Below are 16,379 nucleotides of genomic sequence, written 5' to 3'. Positions count from 1 at the left end.
TCAGTCCTCGACCACCCAGGTGTCTTTGGTGCCACCGCCCTGGGACGAATTGACCACCAGCGAGCCTTCGCGCAGGGCCACGCGGGTCAAGCCGCCGGGCACCACGCGGGTTTCCTTGCCGGACAACACGAACGGCCGCAGGTCGATATGGCGCGGCGCGATGCCGTTTTCGACAAAAGTCGGACACGTGGATAAACACAGCGTCGGCTGCGCGATATAGGCGTGGGGCTTGGCTTTGATCCGGGCACGGAAAGCTTCGATTTCCGCTTTTGTCGACGCCGGGCCCACCAGCATGCCGTAGCCGCCGGAACCTTGGGTTTCCTTGACGACCAGGTCCGGAAGGTTGGCCAGCACGTGGGACAATTCGTCGGGCTTACGGCATTGAAACGTAGGCACGTTCTTCAGAACCGGCTCTTCATCCAGGTAAAAACGGATCATCTCGGTGACGAAGGGATACACCGACTTGTCATCCGCCACCCCGGTGCCAATCGCATTGGCCAACACCACATTGCCCGAGCGATACGCCGCGAGCAGGCCGGGCACGCCGAGCATGGAGTCCGGGTTGAAGGCCAGTGGGTCGAGAAAGGCATCATCGAGGCGACGGTAGATCACATCCACGGCCTTGGGGCCGTCTGTGGTGCGCATGAATACGCGGTCGTCGCGCACGAACAAATCGGCGCCTTCCACCAGTTCCACACCCATTTCCCGCGCCAGAAAGGCGTGCTCGAAAAACGCGCTGTTGAAGCGCCCCGGGGTCAGCACCACCACGCTGGGGTTATCCAGGGGGCTCGAGCTTTTCAGCGTGTCGAGCAACAGGTTGGGGTAATGGTCGATGGGCGCGATGCGCTGGGCGGCGAACAACTCGGGGAACAGGCGCATCATCATTTTGCGGTCTTCGAGCATGTAACTGACGCCGCTCGGTGTGCGCAGGTTGTCTTCCAATACGTAGTAAGTGCCGTCGCCATCGCGTACGAGGTCGACACCGGAGATGTGGGAATACAGACCGCGGTGCAGGTCCAGGCCCTGCATGGCCAACTGGTACTGCTCGTTGGCCAGCACCTGTTCGGCGGGGATGATTCCGGCCTTGATGATGCGTTGCTCGTGGTAGAGGTCGGCGAGAAACAGGTTCAGTGCCTTGACCCGTTGAATGCAGCCGCGCTCGACAATCCGCCACTCACTCGCCGGAATGCTGCGCGGGATGGTGTCGAAAGGAATCAGGCGCTCGGTGCCCTGCTCGTCCCCGTAAAGGGTGAAGGTGATCCCGGCGCGGTGGAACAGCAAATCGGCTTCACGCCGGCGCTGGGCCAGCAGTTCGGCGGGGGTTTCAGCTAACCAGCGGGCGAACTCGCGGTAATGGGGGCGGACCTGCCCTGCCCCGTCGTACATTTCATCGTAATAAGTGCGGATCATGCCGTACTCCTTGTCACCCGGGCGCGAGAACCGTCGCAAAGCCCGTGCCAGCGGCATAAACACTTAGAAATCAGTGAGTTGAATAACCTACGGGTTCCGCGCGCACCGTCCTGGTGCGCAGAACGCCCGCTGTCCTGTACCACGCTTCATCGCAATGCGGGCTTTGACTATCAACAGCATAGTCAGAGTTGATTTCACTGCCCGGTCACGCTTGCGGATAATCCCCACACCTGCTGACCAGGATGTTTCCTGAGATGTCAGCGAACCGCTCTTCCCTTTAGGCCACCCTGTTTGGGTGGTTTTTTTTGCGCGGTAGAAAGCCAGGAGCCCGGCTTGCCGGCGATCGCGACGTTAAAGACGCTGTCGGCGGCAGGCCGGGCTCGTAGTGGGTGGCTATATTGAGGATGCGGTTGTGAGGTGTGCACAAACAAAATCGGCCGACCCAAGGGTCAGCCGATACGCTGTGTTGCTCATCGAATGCCGCTACATGGGTAACCCACGCACCTCCTGCTTGACGCCCCATCCCTCGATGATCCCGCCCAAAGGCTCGACCACCGCTTCAAAGTCTTGCTCGAAGTCTCCTATGCCGTCGTAGGTGGCGAACATGATTTTGCTCAATTCCAGGTACCAGGCGCCATCATCGCGCGCGCTGACCTGGGCATTCAGGGATTCCCCACGAAATCGACCCGCAGCCCTGCGCGCCCGTTCCTCATCCGGGAAAATGGCGTAGAACTCGATGGGGTGAAACCGTGAGAAGTCGAAACCGCCTTCTTTCATGCGGCGCAGTACGTTGGTGCTGATGTCTTCTTGATAGGCTGTGCTCATGAAACGTCCTCCTCAAACTGATGGATAGACTTTCCGTGCTTCCCGAAGACCGCGCCCTGCTGGCGCGGGTGCTACGGCATTAACGACACCGCGGGAAAACAAGCATGTAGCTGACAAGACCAGACCTTAGCGATTCATTCGCTGATCTCGGTTGCAGAGTAGCGCGAAGCTATCACCTCCACCAGAGGCGCTTGAAGGGCATACAGGCAATGTTCAGGCGGCGGGCGAAATGTCGAGGATTTGAATACTGTTCTGGTCTTTCAGAATCTTGACCGTAGGCTCGGGTTTGCGCCCTTCCAAATCATTCAGGTCAAGTTCGGCGGCCACTGGCACCAGCTTGTTACGAATCATGTGTGCCGCGTCTTCGAGGCTGGGCTTCTGGTCGCAGCTGAACTGCTCGACGGACTGAACGCCGTGATCATCAACGAAGGTAATCTGCCACTTTTGCATCGGTGCCTCCTCGATAAAACCCGTGTGTGGGCTTACAACTATCTGGACCTTGAGGGCTCGGCAAACGTTCCACTCAAGTCAGGAGGCACCTGATTAATGACACTTATTTTTCAGCGTGTTCTTTCAAGGCTTTCAAGGTGTTGAACGGCGCGTCCACCACAAACTTGTTGGCCAGCCACGATGGCACGCTGCCGCCTGGCTCGGTGTGCACCTGGTAGGTCACTTCGGTCTGATTGTCACCTTTTGGCACAAGCTTCCAGTAGCCGTCTACCTGGGCAACGCGCACGTAACCTTTTACTTCCGGCTGGTAAGTCGGCACTTCCAGCAATTTGCGAGTCACGGTGCCATCGGCGGCCTTGGACGTGGTGATTTCGAGGATCGAATCGCGGTCGGTCACCGGGAACGGTGCCTTGAACTGGGTATAGGTCCAGCTCTTGTCGCCTTCGGTCTTGAGCAGTTTTTGCGATTTGCATTCGTGGATCCAGGAGCAGGCACCGGCCACGTCTTCCTGCAGGGCCTGGATCTTGGCGACAGGCGCCTTGATCAGCGTCACACCGCGGTAGGCCTTGTATTTGGAGCCGGCAATTTCGCTCAGGGACACCTTGATACCGTCCTCGTCCTTGGCGACCTGCCAGTCCTCAGCCTGCGCCGTGGCAGCGAACAACACCGTAAAACCGCACAACACAGCCACTCGTTTCAGCGAACCCATTGTTGTATTCCTTATTGTCGAAGTTCCGATAGTAAAGCCCATCAAGCCGCCGTCATCTGCTCCCACCAGCCGATCAACCGGATCGCATCGGCCTGGTCGTTGCCACAGACATCCAGATCTGCCTTGAAATCACTGCACACCGCTGGGCGTTCCGGTTGGCCGAACAGCAGGCATAGCTGTTCGACCGACAGGTGCAGGCAGCGTTCGCCCGCGGGTTTGCCGTGAGGCATTCCCGGCAATGGCGAACTGATGGAGGGGGCAATGCAGCATGCGCCACAGCCTTCACGGCATTTCATGACCAACAGGTCCTCGACGACTCAATGTGGATGGCCGGGCTAGAGTACGCCCTTAAACAGCCGTTTTAAAATGGTCTAACAGGGGTTTTTCGCACAAAACAAAAGTGACTGACCAGTCTGCGACAGATGGTCGGTGGGTGGCGTCACCTTTGCGCGGAAATTTATTGCTTGAATTCGAAATCCAGCGCCGCGCCTTCGATGTCGCGACGTTCGTCGTTACGCAACTGCAGCTTCATCTCGTTGCTGAGCAAGCGGCCGTTGATCTGGAACGCACTGTTGTCGGAGGGTTTCTCGCCAAACATCGGCGGCAGCAAGGGCACGCTCTTGGGCTTGGGCAGGGTGCCAATGGGCTGCAAGTGCCTGACCATCTCATTAGGCAGTGTCAGGTCCAACTGTGCCGGTGGCAGTTTGGTCTGCGCCACTTCATGGGCTGACTTGGACTTGCTCGCGACGGGTGCGCGCTTTTTCACCGTGGCGGCTTTCTTTTTGGCCGCCGGGGCTTTTTTAGCAGGCGCCGGTTTTTTCGCGGGGGTGTCCTGCTCGGCACTGGCGGCGGGCTTGCTTTCAGACACCACAAGCGTTGCCGCCAGCACGGTGCCGACGTTACACAGGCTTAACAGGCCAATCACTACAGCAGCGCGAAAAATAGATGTCATATCGCCAACAGCATTAACGGCAGAGGGCCATATGCTCGCTTGTTGTGCGCGGCATGACAAGTCTGGTGATTAGCCCGCTATCGATACTGTCCCCATTACACGCCTCAGCCACCGGCCTCAAAGCCCGGCTGCGGTTTCCTGGCACAGCTGGCTGGCGAGCATCCCCAAGGTCATCAGCGCCCGCTCTGCTTCGCGGTTCCACGGCGTGCCGCAGTTGAGGCGAATACAGTGGTTGAACTGTTCCGTGTTACTGAAAATCACCCCCGGCGCAATGCTGATGCCCTGCTGCAGTGCGCGCACGTGCAGTTCCTGGGTATTGACCCGCCCCGGCAAACTGACCCACAAGATAAAGCCGCCGTTGGGGCGCGTCATTTGCGTGCCTTCCGGGAAATACTGCTGCACCGCCAGCTGAAACGCGCTGAGGTTCTTGCGGTACTCCTGGCGGATATAACGCAGGTGGCGGTCATACCCGCCGTTTTCGAGGTAGGCCGCAACGCCCATCTGGGTCACGCTGCAGGCCGAGTGGGTGCTGAACATCTGCAGCCGCTGGATTTCCTGCTGGTATTTGCCGGCAATCATCCAGCCGATGCGCACGCCGGGAGACAAGGTCTTGGAAAAGCTCGAGCAGTAGATCACCCGGTCGAGGCGGTCGTAGGCTTTCAGCGCCTTGGTGCGACCCAGTTCGAACATCAGTTCGCCGTAGATATCGTCCTCGACGATCTGGATATCGAAATCCGAGGCCAGGCGCAACAACTGTTTCTGGCGTTCCTCAGGCATGGTCGCGCCCAAGGGATTGCTCAGGCGCGTGGTCAGCACCAGGGCCTTGATCGACCATTGGTTGGCCGCCAGTTGCAAGGCCTCAAGGCTCATGCCGGTGGACGGGTCGCTGGGGATCTCGATGACTTTGAGGCCCAGCAGATCGGCCAATTGCAGCAAACCGTAATAGGTGGGCGATTCGGCGGCGATCAGGTCGCCCGGGCGGGTCAGCACGCGCAACGACATCTGCAACGCATCGACACAACCGTGGGTGATCACCACTTCGGAGGGGTCCACCACTACGCCGGCGTCGCGCATGCGAATCGCCACTTGGCGGCGCAATGGCTCAAAGCCCGGGCTGAACATGTAACTGAATGCGCGCGGGCTTTGGAAGCGGGTGACTTTGGCCAATTGCTGGTGCAGCGCCCGCACAGGAAGGTAATCCACACTCGGCACGGCGGCGCCCAATGGGAACACACCTTCGCGGCGCGACTCGACCAAGACTTGCTGGATGATGCTGCTGCGGGTGACCAACCCCGGGCGCTCGACCCGCGCGATGTCCGGCGTGGGCGCCGTCAACGCAGGTGTCTGGTGCACGTAATAGCCCGACTGCGGCCGCGCCCGGATCAGCCCCTGGTCTTCCAGGTTGGCATAGGCCTGTAACACCGTGGCGTGGCTGACGTTGAGCTGGGAGCTCATTTTGCGCACCGAGGGTACACGCTCACCGGGCTGATAGACGCCACGGCGGATGTCCTCAGCCAGTTGCTGGGCGATACGTTGGTAGAGCAACAGATTGGTCATGACGCAGCACTCGATTTCACGGGTATTTTATTTTTGTGTGAAACATACCGGCACAGTTTAGAAGTGTACGGGGACAGTTGCGAGAATAGTCGAGCGCGGGCGGCAGTGATAGAAAAAACTGTAAGGGTGGACCCCGAACAAAAATGTGGGAGCGGGCTTGCTCGCGAATGCGGTGTGTCAGCCACTGAAATGTTGACTGACCCACTGCATTCGCGAGCAAACCCGCTCCCACAGGTTGATCGGCGTCAGGCGTTAGCGGGCAGCGCCCAGCTGGCCCTTTTCATCGGAGAACACAATTTCCACCCGACGGTTCTGCGCGCGGCCACGTTCGGAGGCGTTGGCTTCGACCGGGTACTGGTCGCCATAGCCTTCGACCTGGATACGTTTTTCATCGATCCCCAGGTCCATCAGCACGTCGGCCACTGATTGCGCACGGTCGCGCGACAGCTTCAGGTTTTCCTGCTCGCCACCGGTGTTGTCGGTGTAGCCCTCGATGCGCACCACGCGCTTGGGGTTCAGTTGCAGGAACTGCACAATTTTCAACACCGTGCGGTTGGCCGAGTTTTCCAATTGCGCTTCGCCGGTGTCGAACAACACATCGCCGAGGGTCATCACCAGGCCGCGATCAGTCTGGGTGGTGGTCAGGCTGGCGATTTGCTCTTCGAGCCACTTGCCCTGTTGCTGCACGCTGGCAAGTTTGTTTTCGCGCAGCGCCAGCTGCAGGCGCTGGCGTTCCAATTCGAGCTTGGTGCCGCGCTCGGCGTTGAGGCCCTGTTCGGTGTGTTCGCGGGCGATCGCACTGTAACGCTGGCTCAGGTAAGCGTAATGCACCACGTCGGCACCGCTGCCCCAGTAGCTGGACAAACGATCGGCACGCGCCAGGGACTCACCGGCGCGAATGACGTCCTTGGGTGCAAAGCGCAGCACATTGGCGTCTTCCTTGACCTTCTGGAAATCAGTGCCGGCCTGTTGCAAGGCCTGCTCGCTGTTCGGTTGGCTGGCGCAACCGCCCAGGGCGGCGCTGCCCAACAGCACGACACAACTCAAACCACGGATCATCGGGCTCATTGGGCTTCTCCCAACTGCAATTGCTTGCGCAGGCGGGTGATGCGGGTGTTGAGCACGCTCAGTTGCTCTTGGCTCTTTTGGGTCAGAATCTTGGCTTCGGCGAGGCGCGCATCCAACTCGGCTTGTTCGGCCCGCATGCGCGCATGCTTGTAGGACTCATCGGCCATGTCGGCCTTGGCCCTGGCGAATTTGTCTTCGGCCAGCTTCAGCTCAGGCGAATCGTCGGCGCTGGCCCCCACGGCGCTGGCTTGTTCCAGAGCTTGCTGGGTGAGGCGTATTTGCTCATTCGGCGCAGGATCGGCTGCACATCCCGCCAAAGCAGCAACGGCGAGGGCCGCGAAAAGAGGTCGAATAGTCACTGTAAATCCTTACTTTGCTGGGGTGCCGACGGGTTGCTGCAATTGCGCTTTCCAGCGCTCGAGGTTGCGCTGCATTGCTGCTTGCACCACACCGGACGCGGGCAATTCTGTCATCTTTTTGGCCAGCTGTCCGCGCAGCCACGGATCATTGCAGGCCGAGTTGTGGGAAATCGCCAGGTACAAGCCGGGCTGATCGACAGGCACTTCACGTGCGATCAGGTCATTGCTCATGCCCAGAGTCTGGGCCATGGCCATGCCCGAATAACGCCCGGCGAGCACGTAGTCCACTTCCCCCAGCAGCAGTTTTTGAAAGGCCGGCGTCAAGGTGGGAAAGCGTTGCAGGTTGAGCTGTTGGCTGGCGAAGGTGTCGAAATCGGCACTCAAGCGCGCGCGTTCCGAGACTGCGCCCTTTTGGCCGTGCAGGTCGGCCGCCGTAGCATAGACCAGCGCCGAATCCTTGCGGGTCCAGACCAGGTAGTCGATCTGCATCAAGGCTGGGTGGATGTAATCAAGGGTTTCCAACTCACCCAGGTTCAGCGCCGCATCGGCAAGAATGTCCATGCGCCCACTGCGCACTTCGTCCAGGGCCAGGGCGCGTTTGCCGCCATAGAGCAGGTCGACTTTAAGCCCCAGCTCTTTGGCCACTTGTTGCAACACATCGGCGGTGGCGCCGATCAGGTGCGTCGGGTCTTGTGGGTCACGCCATAACAACGGCGGTGCGTCCGGGCTGCCGGTGATCACCAGGCGCTCACATTTGCCGGCGGCCAGCGCCAGGCTTGGCAGTAACGCCAATCCAAGGGTCAGTGCCAGCACTACGGGACGCAGATCCATGGCGGTTCTCCAGAATAAAAAGGGGCGCGCAAAAAAAAGCCCGGTCCAAAGACCGGGCTCTTTATAAGTGAAGCGGCTGGATTAGACCAGCTTCTCCAACTCGGGTACGGCTTCGAACAAGTCTGCCACCAGGCCGTAATCAGCCACCTGGAAGATCGGCGCTTCTTCGTCCTTGTTGATCGCAACGATCACTTTGGAGTCTTTCATACCGGCCAAGTGCTGGATCGCGCCGGAGATACCGACGGCGATGTACAGCTGTGGCGCAACGATTTTGCCGGTCTGGCCGACCTGCATGTCGTTGGGTACAAAACCTGCGTCGACGGCCGCGCGGGACGCGCCCACCGCAGCGCCCAGCTTGTCGGCCAGGGCGTACAGGTGCTTGAAGTTGTCACCGTTCTGCATACCACGCCCGCCGGAAACGACGATCTTGGCAGCGGTCAGCTCAGGACGATCCGACTTGGCCAGCTCTTCACCAACAAAGCTGGAAGTACCGGCGTCGTGGGCAGCGGAGACGGCTTCAACGGCAGCCGAACCCCCTTCAGCAGCCACCGGGTCGAAACCGGTGGCACGCACGGTGATGACTTTTACCGACGCGTTGGACTGCACGGTGGCAATGGCGTTACCGGCGTAGATCGGGCGCTTGAAGGTATCAGCGCTTTCAACCGAGATGATCTCGGAGATCTGGTCAACGTCCAGCTGCGCGGCAACGCGTGGCAGGATGTTTTTGCCGTTGGAAGTAGCGGCAGCCAGGATGTGGCTGTAGCCAGCGCCCAGCTCTGCAACCAAAGGGGCAACGTTTTCCGGCAGCTGATGCGCGTAAGCGGCATTGTCGGCCAGCAGTACTTTGCTCACGCCAGCGATTTTCGCTGCGGCTTCAGCCACGGCGCCAGCGCCCTGACCTGCGACCAGCACGTGAATGTCGCCACCGATTTTCGCAGCGGCAGCCACGGTGTTCAGGGTGGCCGGGGCCAGCACCTTGTTGTCGTGTTCTGCGATTACCAAGATAGTCATGATTAGATTACCTTCGCTTCGTTTTTCAGTTTCTCGACCAATTCAGCCACCGACTTGACCTTGATGCCCGCGCTGCGTGCAGCCGGCGCTTCAACCTTGACGGTCTTGTTGGTGGAGGCGGTGGAAACGCCCAAAGCTTCTGGAGTCAGCGACTCAAGCGGCTTCTTCTTGGCTTTCATGATGTTTGGCAGGGACGCATAGCGCGGCTCGTTCAAACGCAGGTCGGTGGTGACGATGGCCGGCAGTTTCAACGAAACGGTCTGTGCGCCGCCGTCGATTTCACGGGTAACAGCAACGCTGTCGCCGCTCACTTCGACTTTGGAGGCGAAGGTGCCCTGGCCATAACCGGTCAGCGCAGCCAGCATCTGGCCCGTCTGGTTGTTGTCGCTGTCGATGGCTTGTTTGCCGAGGATCACCAGCTGAGGCTGTTCCTTGTCGACAACGGCTTTGAGCAACTTGGCAACGGCCAGGGAGGTCAGCTCTTCAGCCGATTCAACCAGGATGGCGCGGTCGGCGCCCAGTGCCAGGGCGGTACGCAACTGCTCTTGGGCAGTGGTAGGACCGATGGAAACCACGACGATTTCAGTCGCCACGCCTTTCTCTTTCAGGCGTACGGCTTCTTCCACAGCGATTTCGCAGAAAGGGTTCATCGACATCTTGACGTTAGCGAGGTCGACGCCGGAATTGTCCGCCTTGACGCGAACTTTCACGTTGTAATCGACAACGCGTTTGACAGCTACAAGAACCTTCATGGATTCCTCGTTACTCTCCGGTGAAAAGAAAGTCGCCTAGGCGAACCTGGCGGTTGATGCTCATCGGCACACAAGGGCACCTCCAAAAACGTCGGCGGATGACCTTGCTCACGGGAAATGATGACCGTTCGTCAGTGGTGACTGAGAGGTCATTCTTTATCGCGGCGTGTAAACTGCGCGCCATCAATGAAACGCGCGTCACCTGTTTTGCCTTGGCCCTGCTTTTGGACGTGCTCTTGAAACCTGCGGTATGCCTACGGTATGCGCAAAACCGACCGTATATTGACCGGAACGCCTATTCTGGTCAATACGCCAAAATAGCCAGTCATAAGCCGCGTTGCTTTGATTTACCTAGCTTCCAAGCAATTCAAACAAACGTTTGTATTGGACGCTGCCAGTGGTGTAGATATAATGCGCCACCTAGAGAGAAAGGTGGGTCATCGCGTGCTCCGAATGCAGTGATGACGGATGCAACACCGAACCTCCACCCATTAAAAAAAAAGCCTGTTGAGCCTTGAGTAGGAGATAGCCTGTGGAACGCGAATACATGGAATTCGACGTGGTCATCGTCGGCGCTGGCCCGGCAGGCCTGTCTGCCGCCTGCCGACTGAAGCAGAAGGCCGCCGAAGCCGGTAAAGAAATCAGCGTCTGCGTGGTCGAGAAAGGCTCCGAAGTCGGCGCACACATCCTTTCCGGTGCGGTGTTTGAACCCCGCGCCCTGAACGAACTGTTCCCGGACTGGAAAGCACTCGGCGCCCCGCTCAACACGCCCGTGGTGCGCGATGACATCTATGTACTGCGCAGCCCGGAAGCCGCCACCAAGGTTCCCGACTTCTTTGTGCCCAAGACCATGCACAACGAAGGCAACTACATCATCTCCCTGGGCAACCTGTGCCGCTGGCTGGCCCAGCAGGCTGAGAACCTGGGTGTGGAAGTCTACCCAGGCTTCGCCGCTCAAGAAGCACTGTTCGACGAAAACGGCGTGGTCCGCGGGATCATCACCGGCGACCTCGGCGTCGACCGTGAAGGCCATCCAAAAGAAGGCGTCTATACCCCAGGCATGGAGCTGCGTGGCAAGTACACGCTGTTCGCCGAAGGCTGCCGTGGCCACATCGGCAAGCAACTGATCCAGCGCTTCAACCTGGACAGCGACGCCGACGCCCAGCACTACGGCATCGGCCTGAAAGAAATCTGGGAAATCGACCCTGCCAAGCACCAACCTGGCCTGGTGGTACACACCGCCGGTTGGCCGCTGGACATCATGAGCAACGAGAACACGGGCGGTTCTTTCCTCTATCACCTGGAAAACAACCAAGTGGTCGTGGGTCTTATCGTCGACCTGTCCTACAGCAACACGTTCCTGTCGCCATTCGATGAGTTCCAGCGCCTCAAGCATCACCCGGTGCTGGCCCAGTACCTGGAAGGCGGCAAGCGCGTCAGCTACGGCGCGCGTGCCTTGGCCAAAGGCGGCATCAACTCGTTGCCGAAGATGGTCTTCAAAGGCGGCGCCTTGATCGGCTGCGACCTGGGCACCATGAACGTGGCCAAGATCAAAGGCAGCCACACCGCGATGAAGTCCGGCATGCTCGCCGCCGACGCGGTGGCCGAACGCCTGTTCGCCGAGTCTGAAGGCGGCGACGAACTGACCAACTACGTCGACAGCTTCAAAGCCAGCTGGCTCTACGAAGAGCTGTTTGCCAGCCGCAACTTCGGCCCGGCGATGCACAAGTTCGGCCCGATCCTGGGTGCCGGCTTCAACTGGTTCGACCAGAACATCCTCGGCGGCAAAATGCCGTTCACCTTGCACGACACCAAGCCGGACTACGCCTGCCTGAAGCTTGCCAAGGACAGCAAGAAGATCGATTACCCAAAACCCGACGGCAAGCTGAGCTTCGACAAGCTGAGCTCGGTGTTCATCTCCGGTACCAACCACGAAGAAGAACAGCCGTGCCACTTGAAGCTCAAAGACCCGAGCATCCCGATCGGCACCAACCTGCCGCTCTACGATGAGCCGGCGCAGCGCTACTGCCCGGCCGGCGTGTATGAAGTGATCACCAAGGAAGACGGCGAGAAGCGCTTCCAGATCAACGCCCAGAACTGCGTGCACTGCAAGACCTGTGACATCAAGGACCCTTCGCAGAACATTACGTGGGTGACACCGGAAGGCGCGGGCGGGCCGACTTATCCGAATATGTAAGTCATTGGCTTGACCAAAAAGGCTCCCAGACGGGGGCCTTTTTTATGCCCCACACCGATCAAATGTGGGAGCGGGCTTGCTCGCGAATACGGTGGGTCAGCTAACACATTCATCAACTGACAGGCCGCTTTCGCGAGCAAGCCCGCTCCCACCTTTACGGTGGTGTACCTTGTGGAGTTATGCAGCCCGCTCTTCACCGGGGTTACGCAAAAAGTAGCGCTTATATTCGCGACTGAACTGCGACGTACTCTGATACCCCACATTGTGTGCCGCCTGCGCCACACCCATGCCCTCCACCAGCAGCAACTGCTGCGCCTTGAGCAACCGCAACCGCTTCAAATACTGCACCGGCGACAACAACGTGCAGCGCTTGAAATGCTCGTGAAACGTCGACGCGCTCATGTGCGCATAACCGGCCAACGTCTCGATATTCAGCGGCTCGGCGTAATGGGCATGCAGGTGATTCAACGACGTGGCGATGCGCGAAAACTGCCCCTGCTGCTCCACCAACGCCCGCAACACATCGGCCTGCGGCCCACGCAACGCGGTGAACAACAATTCGCGCACCCGCGCCGGGCCCATGATCCGGCTTTCCAGCGGATCGTGCAGGCACTGCAACAGCCGCTCGACGCACCCACGCATCGCATCATCGAGCACCACCGAACTCATCGATTCCAGCGTCTGCGCCGCCGGCGGCGGCCCGGCCTGAATGCCCATGGCCATGACCAACTCGCCCAGCACCACCCGATCAATACCCACCGTCACGCCATACAACGGCGCGTTCGGCAGGGCAAAGGTCTCGCATTCAAACGGCACCGGCATCGCCTGGATCAAATAATGCCCGGCGCCATACTCCAGCGTACGCGGGCCCAGGTAGGCGACCTTGCTGCCCTGGGCGACGATCATCAGGCTCGGCTCGTAGATCTGCGGGCCGCGCGCCACGTCGCAACTGGCGCGCAAGACCTGCACGCCGGGAAGGTTCGTCGGCGAAAATCCGTCGCAGGGCGTAAGCCCTTTTATCAAGGCCACCAACGTGGCGTTGGCGTCGAGATGGCGGGTCAACAACATGGCAAAAAACTTCGCGAAAAAGGGATGAGAGCATCATCGCAGGTCTGAGGGCACATGGATCCAAACAAGGGGCACTCCCGGACGAATAGGCATGAGACTCGGAGCAATCGCCATGGCCGCATCCAGGCGCGGCGCGGAGAATGCGCCGCCTCCCTAGTTATTCCTGCTGCGAGGTTTCCTCATGTATACCGCCATCGGTTATGCCGCCCAGTCGCCGACCACTCCCCTCGCCCCGATGTCCTTCGAACGCCGCAGCCCGCGCGCCGATGACGTGGCCATCGAGATTCTCTACTGCGGCGTGTGCCACTCCGACATCCACCAGGCGCGCAACGAGTGGGGCATTGCCGTTTACCCGCTGATGCCGGGCCACGAGATCGTCGGCAAAGTCACCGCCGTCGGCGCCAGCGTCACCGCGCACAAAGTCGGCGACCTGGTCGGCGTAGGCTGCATGGTTGATTCGTGCCGTCACTGCGACGCCTGCCACGCGGACCTGGAGCAATACTGCCTCGAAGGCCCGACCATGACCTACGCCACCCCAGACCGGGTCGACGGCAGCAACACCATGGGCGGCTACTCCGACAGCATCGTGGTCAGTGAGCACTTCGTGGTGAAAATCCCGGCCAAGCTCGACCTGGCCAGCGCCGCACCGATCCTGTGTGCCGGCATCACCACCTACTCGCCACTCAAGCACTACGGCGTGAAAGCGGGCGACAAAGTCGGCGTGCTGGGCATGGGTGGCCTGGGCCACATGGGCATCAAGTTCGCCAAGGCGATGGGCGCAGAAGTCACGCTGTTCACCCGCTCCGCGAGCAAGGCTGAAGAAGGCCGTCGCCAGGGCGCCGACCACGTGATCGTGTCCACCGACGCCGAGCAAATGAAAGCCGCTGCCGGCAGCTTCGACTTCCTGCTCGACACCATTCCCGTGCAGCACGACCTGAACCCCTACCTCGACGTGCTGCGCTTTGACGGCGTGCACATTCTGGTCGGCCTTATCGAGCCGGTCGATCCGCCGGTCAACGCCGCCAAGCTGGTGTTGGGCCGTAAAGTGCTGGCCGGTTCGTTGATCGGCGGTATTGCCGAAACCCAGGAAGTCCTGGATTTCTGCGCCGAGCACAACATCACCTGCGACATCGAAATGCTCGACATCCGCCAGATCAATGAGGCTTACACCCGCATGATCGCCGGTGATGTGAAGTACCGCTTTGTCATCGACATGGCGACCTTGAAGGCCTGATCAGGCCTTGGCGCCCAACTCCGCTGACAGCCGCGCTGCGACCTGTTTGATCACAGGGATCAGCTCGGCCATTTTTTCCAGCGGCATGTAGGGCACGGTACTGGCGATGCTGATGCCGGCGACGATTCGCCGGCTGGCATCGCGCACCGGTGCCGCCACACAACGGATCGACGGTTCGTTGTCTTCCAGATCGAACGCATAACCCCCCGCCACGTATTCGCGCATGCGCTGCTCGAACTGCGCCCAGGATTGCTCCGGGTGCTGCGGCCACTGCTGGCTCTTGCCACCGGCCGGAAGGCTGGCTTCATACAGGCGCTGCCACTCCTGCACCGAGTCGTCCAGCAACATTGCCTTGCCCACACCCGTGCGCGCCAGTGGCATGCGATGGCCCACCCGCGAGCGCATTTCCGGACCGTTACGGCCGGGATTCTTGTGCAGGTAAAGCACGTCGTCGTATTCGCGAATCGCCAGGTGGATGGTGTCGCCGGTCAGCGCCGACAACTCATCCAGATACGGCACCGCGAGGCTCACCAACGGCAATTCTTCACGGGCCTGGAAGCCCAACTCGATCAGCTTGGGCCCCAACAGGTAACCGACTTGCGGCACCACACGCAGGTAACGCTCTTCCACCAGGCAACTGGCCAGGCGGTGGGTGGTGCTGCGGGTGGTGCCGATGCGCCGGGCGATCTCTTTCAGATCCCGCGCACCGGCCGCCACTGCCTGTACCACGCCCAGGCCACGCAACAGAGTCTGGGTGCCGGTGGGCGCGGCGTCTTTGACGGGGATGTGGGCGTTTTCCTGCATATCGGGCCTATTGGGAAGTACGAAAACGGCGCCATTATGGCAAATGCAGCCCTCCTGAACAGAGGAGATCCACTGTGGGAGCTGGCTTGCCTGCGATGAGGGCGTGTCAGCAGTAAATGTGCAGGCTGACACACCGCTGTCGCAGGCAAGCCAGCTCCCACATTTTGATCTCCACAGGGCACGACTTTAGCGTTGCTTCATGCGGTCGATAATCACCGCCAGCAACAGGATCGAACCGCGGATCACGTACTGGTAAAAGGTGTCGATGTTCTTCAGGTTCATCGCATTCTCGATGATCGCCAAAATCAACACCCCGGCAATCACATGCCGGATCATGCCGATGCCGCCGCTCAGCGACACGCCGCCCAGTACACAGGCGGAAATCACCGTCAGCTCAAAGCCCTGCCCGATCATCGGCTGGCCCGAGGTCATGCGCGAGGCGAGGATCACCCCAGCCAGGGCACCGATCAAACCGTGCACGGCAAAGATGATGATCTTGGTGCGATCGACATTCACCCCGGCCAGCAACGCCGCTTCCTGGTTGCCGCCGATGGCCATGGTGTTGCGCCCGTAGGTGGTGTAGTTGAGCAGCCAGCCGAAGAACACAAAGCACAGTACGGTGATGATGATCGGCACCGGCACGCCCATCAATTGGCCATTGCCGAACACGAAAAAGCGCTCGTCCATCACGCCGACGGCTTTGCCGTTGGAAAAGATGTAGGCCAGGCCGCGCACGATCTGCATGGTCGCCAACGTGGCAATCAAGGCGTTGATACGCAGCTTGGCGATGACAATGCCGTTGATCAGCCCCACCACCAGGCCCATGGCCAACGCCGCCGACACGCCGAGCACCACGCTGTCGGTGTCACGAATCACAATCCCCGCCACCACGCCGGCGCAGGCAATCACCGAACCCACCGACAAGTCGAAGTGCCCCGACGCCAGGCAGAACAACATGGTGCACGCAGCGATGCCCACCGTGGAAATCGCCAGACCCAGCCCGCGCATGTTCAGCGGCGAGAGGAAGTTGTCGATAAACAACGCGCTGAGCACAAAGATGCTTAACGCGGCGAGCAGCATCACCCAATCATCAAGAAACTTGCGCTGGTTAAAACCCGGCCAGAAGCTCTTTGCAGTTTTTATTTGCGACAT

At 59.9% G+C, this 16,379-nt stretch carries 17 protein-coding genes; 2 read left to right on the top strand and 15 right to left on the bottom strand.

Going from position 1 to position 16,379, the window contains the following annotated elements; all coding sequences use genetic code 11:
- From AACU78_RS12825 to AACU78_RS12770, 12 genes are all read right to left on the bottom strand, one after another.
- Nucleotides 1-1,410 (bottom strand): circularly permuted type 2 ATP-grasp protein, encoded by a 1,410-nt coding sequence (locus AACU78_RS12825; protein ID WP_106576197.1) that lies wholly within the window; start codon nucleotides 1,408-1,410, stop codon nucleotides 1-3.
- Nucleotides 1,411-1,893: 483 nt separating this feature from the next.
- On the bottom strand, nucleotides 1,894-2,235 hold the full coding sequence (locus tag AACU78_RS12820; protein WP_003193463.1) for a ribonuclease E inhibitor RraB: 342 nt from the start codon (nucleotides 2,233-2,235) through the stop codon (nucleotides 1,894-1,896).
- Nucleotides 2,236-2,448: 213 nt separating this feature from the next.
- Nucleotides 2,449-2,685 (bottom strand): hypothetical protein, encoded by a 237-nt coding sequence (locus AACU78_RS12815; protein ID WP_106576196.1) that lies wholly within the window; start codon nucleotides 2,683-2,685, stop codon nucleotides 2,449-2,451.
- Between the two features lie 103 nt (nucleotides 2,686-2,788).
- Entirely contained in the window at nucleotides 2,789-3,394 is a 606-nt protein-coding gene (locus AACU78_RS12810) for an START domain-containing protein (protein WP_106576195.1), read from the bottom strand.
- Nucleotides 3,395-3,435: 41 nt separating this feature from the next.
- Nucleotides 3,436-3,690: a YkgJ family cysteine cluster protein gene (locus tag AACU78_RS12805; protein WP_083357231.1), complete on the bottom strand. Its 255-nt coding sequence runs from the start codon at nucleotides 3,688-3,690 to the stop codon at nucleotides 3,436-3,438.
- Between the two features lie 161 nt (nucleotides 3,691-3,851).
- Nucleotides 3,852-4,346, bottom strand: a complete 495-nt coding sequence (locus AACU78_RS12800; protein ID WP_106576194.1) for a translation initiation factor 2 — start codon at nucleotides 4,344-4,346, stop codon at nucleotides 3,852-3,854.
- Nucleotides 4,347-4,463: 117 nt separating this feature from the next.
- A complete protein-coding gene (locus AACU78_RS12795; RefSeq protein ID WP_106576193.1) occupies nucleotides 4,464-5,903 on the bottom strand; it encodes an aminotransferase-like domain-containing protein in 1,440 nt (479 codons plus the stop codon).
- 252 nt (nucleotides 5,904-6,155) lie between these two features.
- On the bottom strand, nucleotides 6,156-6,971 hold the full coding sequence (locus AACU78_RS12790) for an OmpA family protein (RefSeq protein ID WP_106576191.1): 816 nt from the start codon (nucleotides 6,969-6,971) through the stop codon (nucleotides 6,156-6,158).
- Nucleotides 6,968-7,330: a DUF4398 domain-containing protein gene (locus tag AACU78_RS12785; protein WP_106576190.1), complete on the bottom strand. Its 363-nt coding sequence runs from the start codon at nucleotides 7,328-7,330 to the stop codon at nucleotides 6,968-6,970. Before AACU78_RS12785 ends, AACU78_RS12790 begins: the two co-directional genes overlap by 4 nt.
- A gap of 9 nt (nucleotides 7,331-7,339) precedes the next feature.
- The gene (locus tag AACU78_RS12780) at nucleotides 7,340-8,161 is read right to left on the bottom strand and encodes a substrate-binding periplasmic protein (RefSeq protein ID WP_106576189.1); all 822 of its coding nucleotides are present in this window, start codon (nucleotides 8,159-8,161) and stop codon (nucleotides 7,340-7,342) included.
- Nucleotides 8,162-8,242: 81 nt separating this feature from the next.
- Nucleotides 8,243-9,172, bottom strand: coding sequence for an electron transfer flavoprotein subunit alpha/FixB family protein (locus AACU78_RS12775; protein WP_053257535.1), 930 nt, complete (start codon nucleotides 9,170-9,172; stop codon nucleotides 8,243-8,245).
- A 2-nt stretch (nucleotides 9,173-9,174) separates the two neighbouring features.
- Nucleotides 9,175-9,924: an electron transfer flavoprotein subunit beta/FixA family protein gene (locus AACU78_RS12770; RefSeq protein ID WP_057009251.1), complete on the bottom strand. Its 750-nt coding sequence runs from the start codon at nucleotides 9,922-9,924 to the stop codon at nucleotides 9,175-9,177.
- 532 nt (nucleotides 9,925-10,456) lie between these two features.
- Here AACU78_RS12770 and AACU78_RS12765 point away from each other — a divergent pair.
- Nucleotides 10,457-12,121, top strand: coding sequence for an electron transfer flavoprotein-ubiquinone oxidoreductase (locus AACU78_RS12765; protein WP_106576188.1), 1,665 nt, complete (start codon nucleotides 10,457-10,459; stop codon nucleotides 12,119-12,121).
- A 177-nt stretch (nucleotides 12,122-12,298) separates the two neighbouring features.
- On the opposite strand, the gene AACU78_RS12760 is transcribed toward AACU78_RS12765, so the two are convergent.
- Nucleotides 12,299-13,189, bottom strand: a complete 891-nt coding sequence (locus AACU78_RS12760; protein WP_106576185.1) for an AraC family transcriptional regulator — start codon at nucleotides 13,187-13,189, stop codon at nucleotides 12,299-12,301.
- A 181-nt stretch (nucleotides 13,190-13,370) separates the two neighbouring features.
- Here AACU78_RS12760 and AACU78_RS12755 point away from each other — a divergent pair, with 181 nt between their 5' ends.
- Complete coding sequence (locus tag AACU78_RS12755) at nucleotides 13,371-14,423, top strand: NAD(P)-dependent alcohol dehydrogenase (protein WP_106576183.1); 1,053 nt, start codon at nucleotides 13,371-13,373, stop codon at nucleotides 14,421-14,423.
- On the opposite strand, the gene AACU78_RS12750 is transcribed toward AACU78_RS12755, so the two are convergent.
- On the bottom strand, nucleotides 14,424-15,227 hold the full coding sequence (locus AACU78_RS12750) for an IclR family transcriptional regulator (RefSeq protein WP_106576182.1): 804 nt from the start codon (nucleotides 15,225-15,227) through the stop codon (nucleotides 14,424-14,426). It abuts the gene before it with no gap.
- Between the two features lie 186 nt (nucleotides 15,228-15,413).
- Nucleotides 15,414-16,379: an L-arabinose ABC transporter permease AraH gene (araH, locus tag AACU78_RS12745; protein ID WP_106576704.1), complete on the bottom strand. Its 966-nt coding sequence runs from the start codon at nucleotides 16,377-16,379 to the stop codon at nucleotides 15,414-15,416.

The sequence above is a fragment of the Pseudomonas sp. R9.37 genome (assembly GCF_963878885.1).
Lineage (GTDB): Bacteria > Pseudomonadota > Gammaproteobacteria > Pseudomonadales > Pseudomonadaceae > Aquipseudomonas.
Note: the sequence above shows the minus strand (reverse complement) of the source record. Positions and strands in the feature narration are given on the sequence as shown.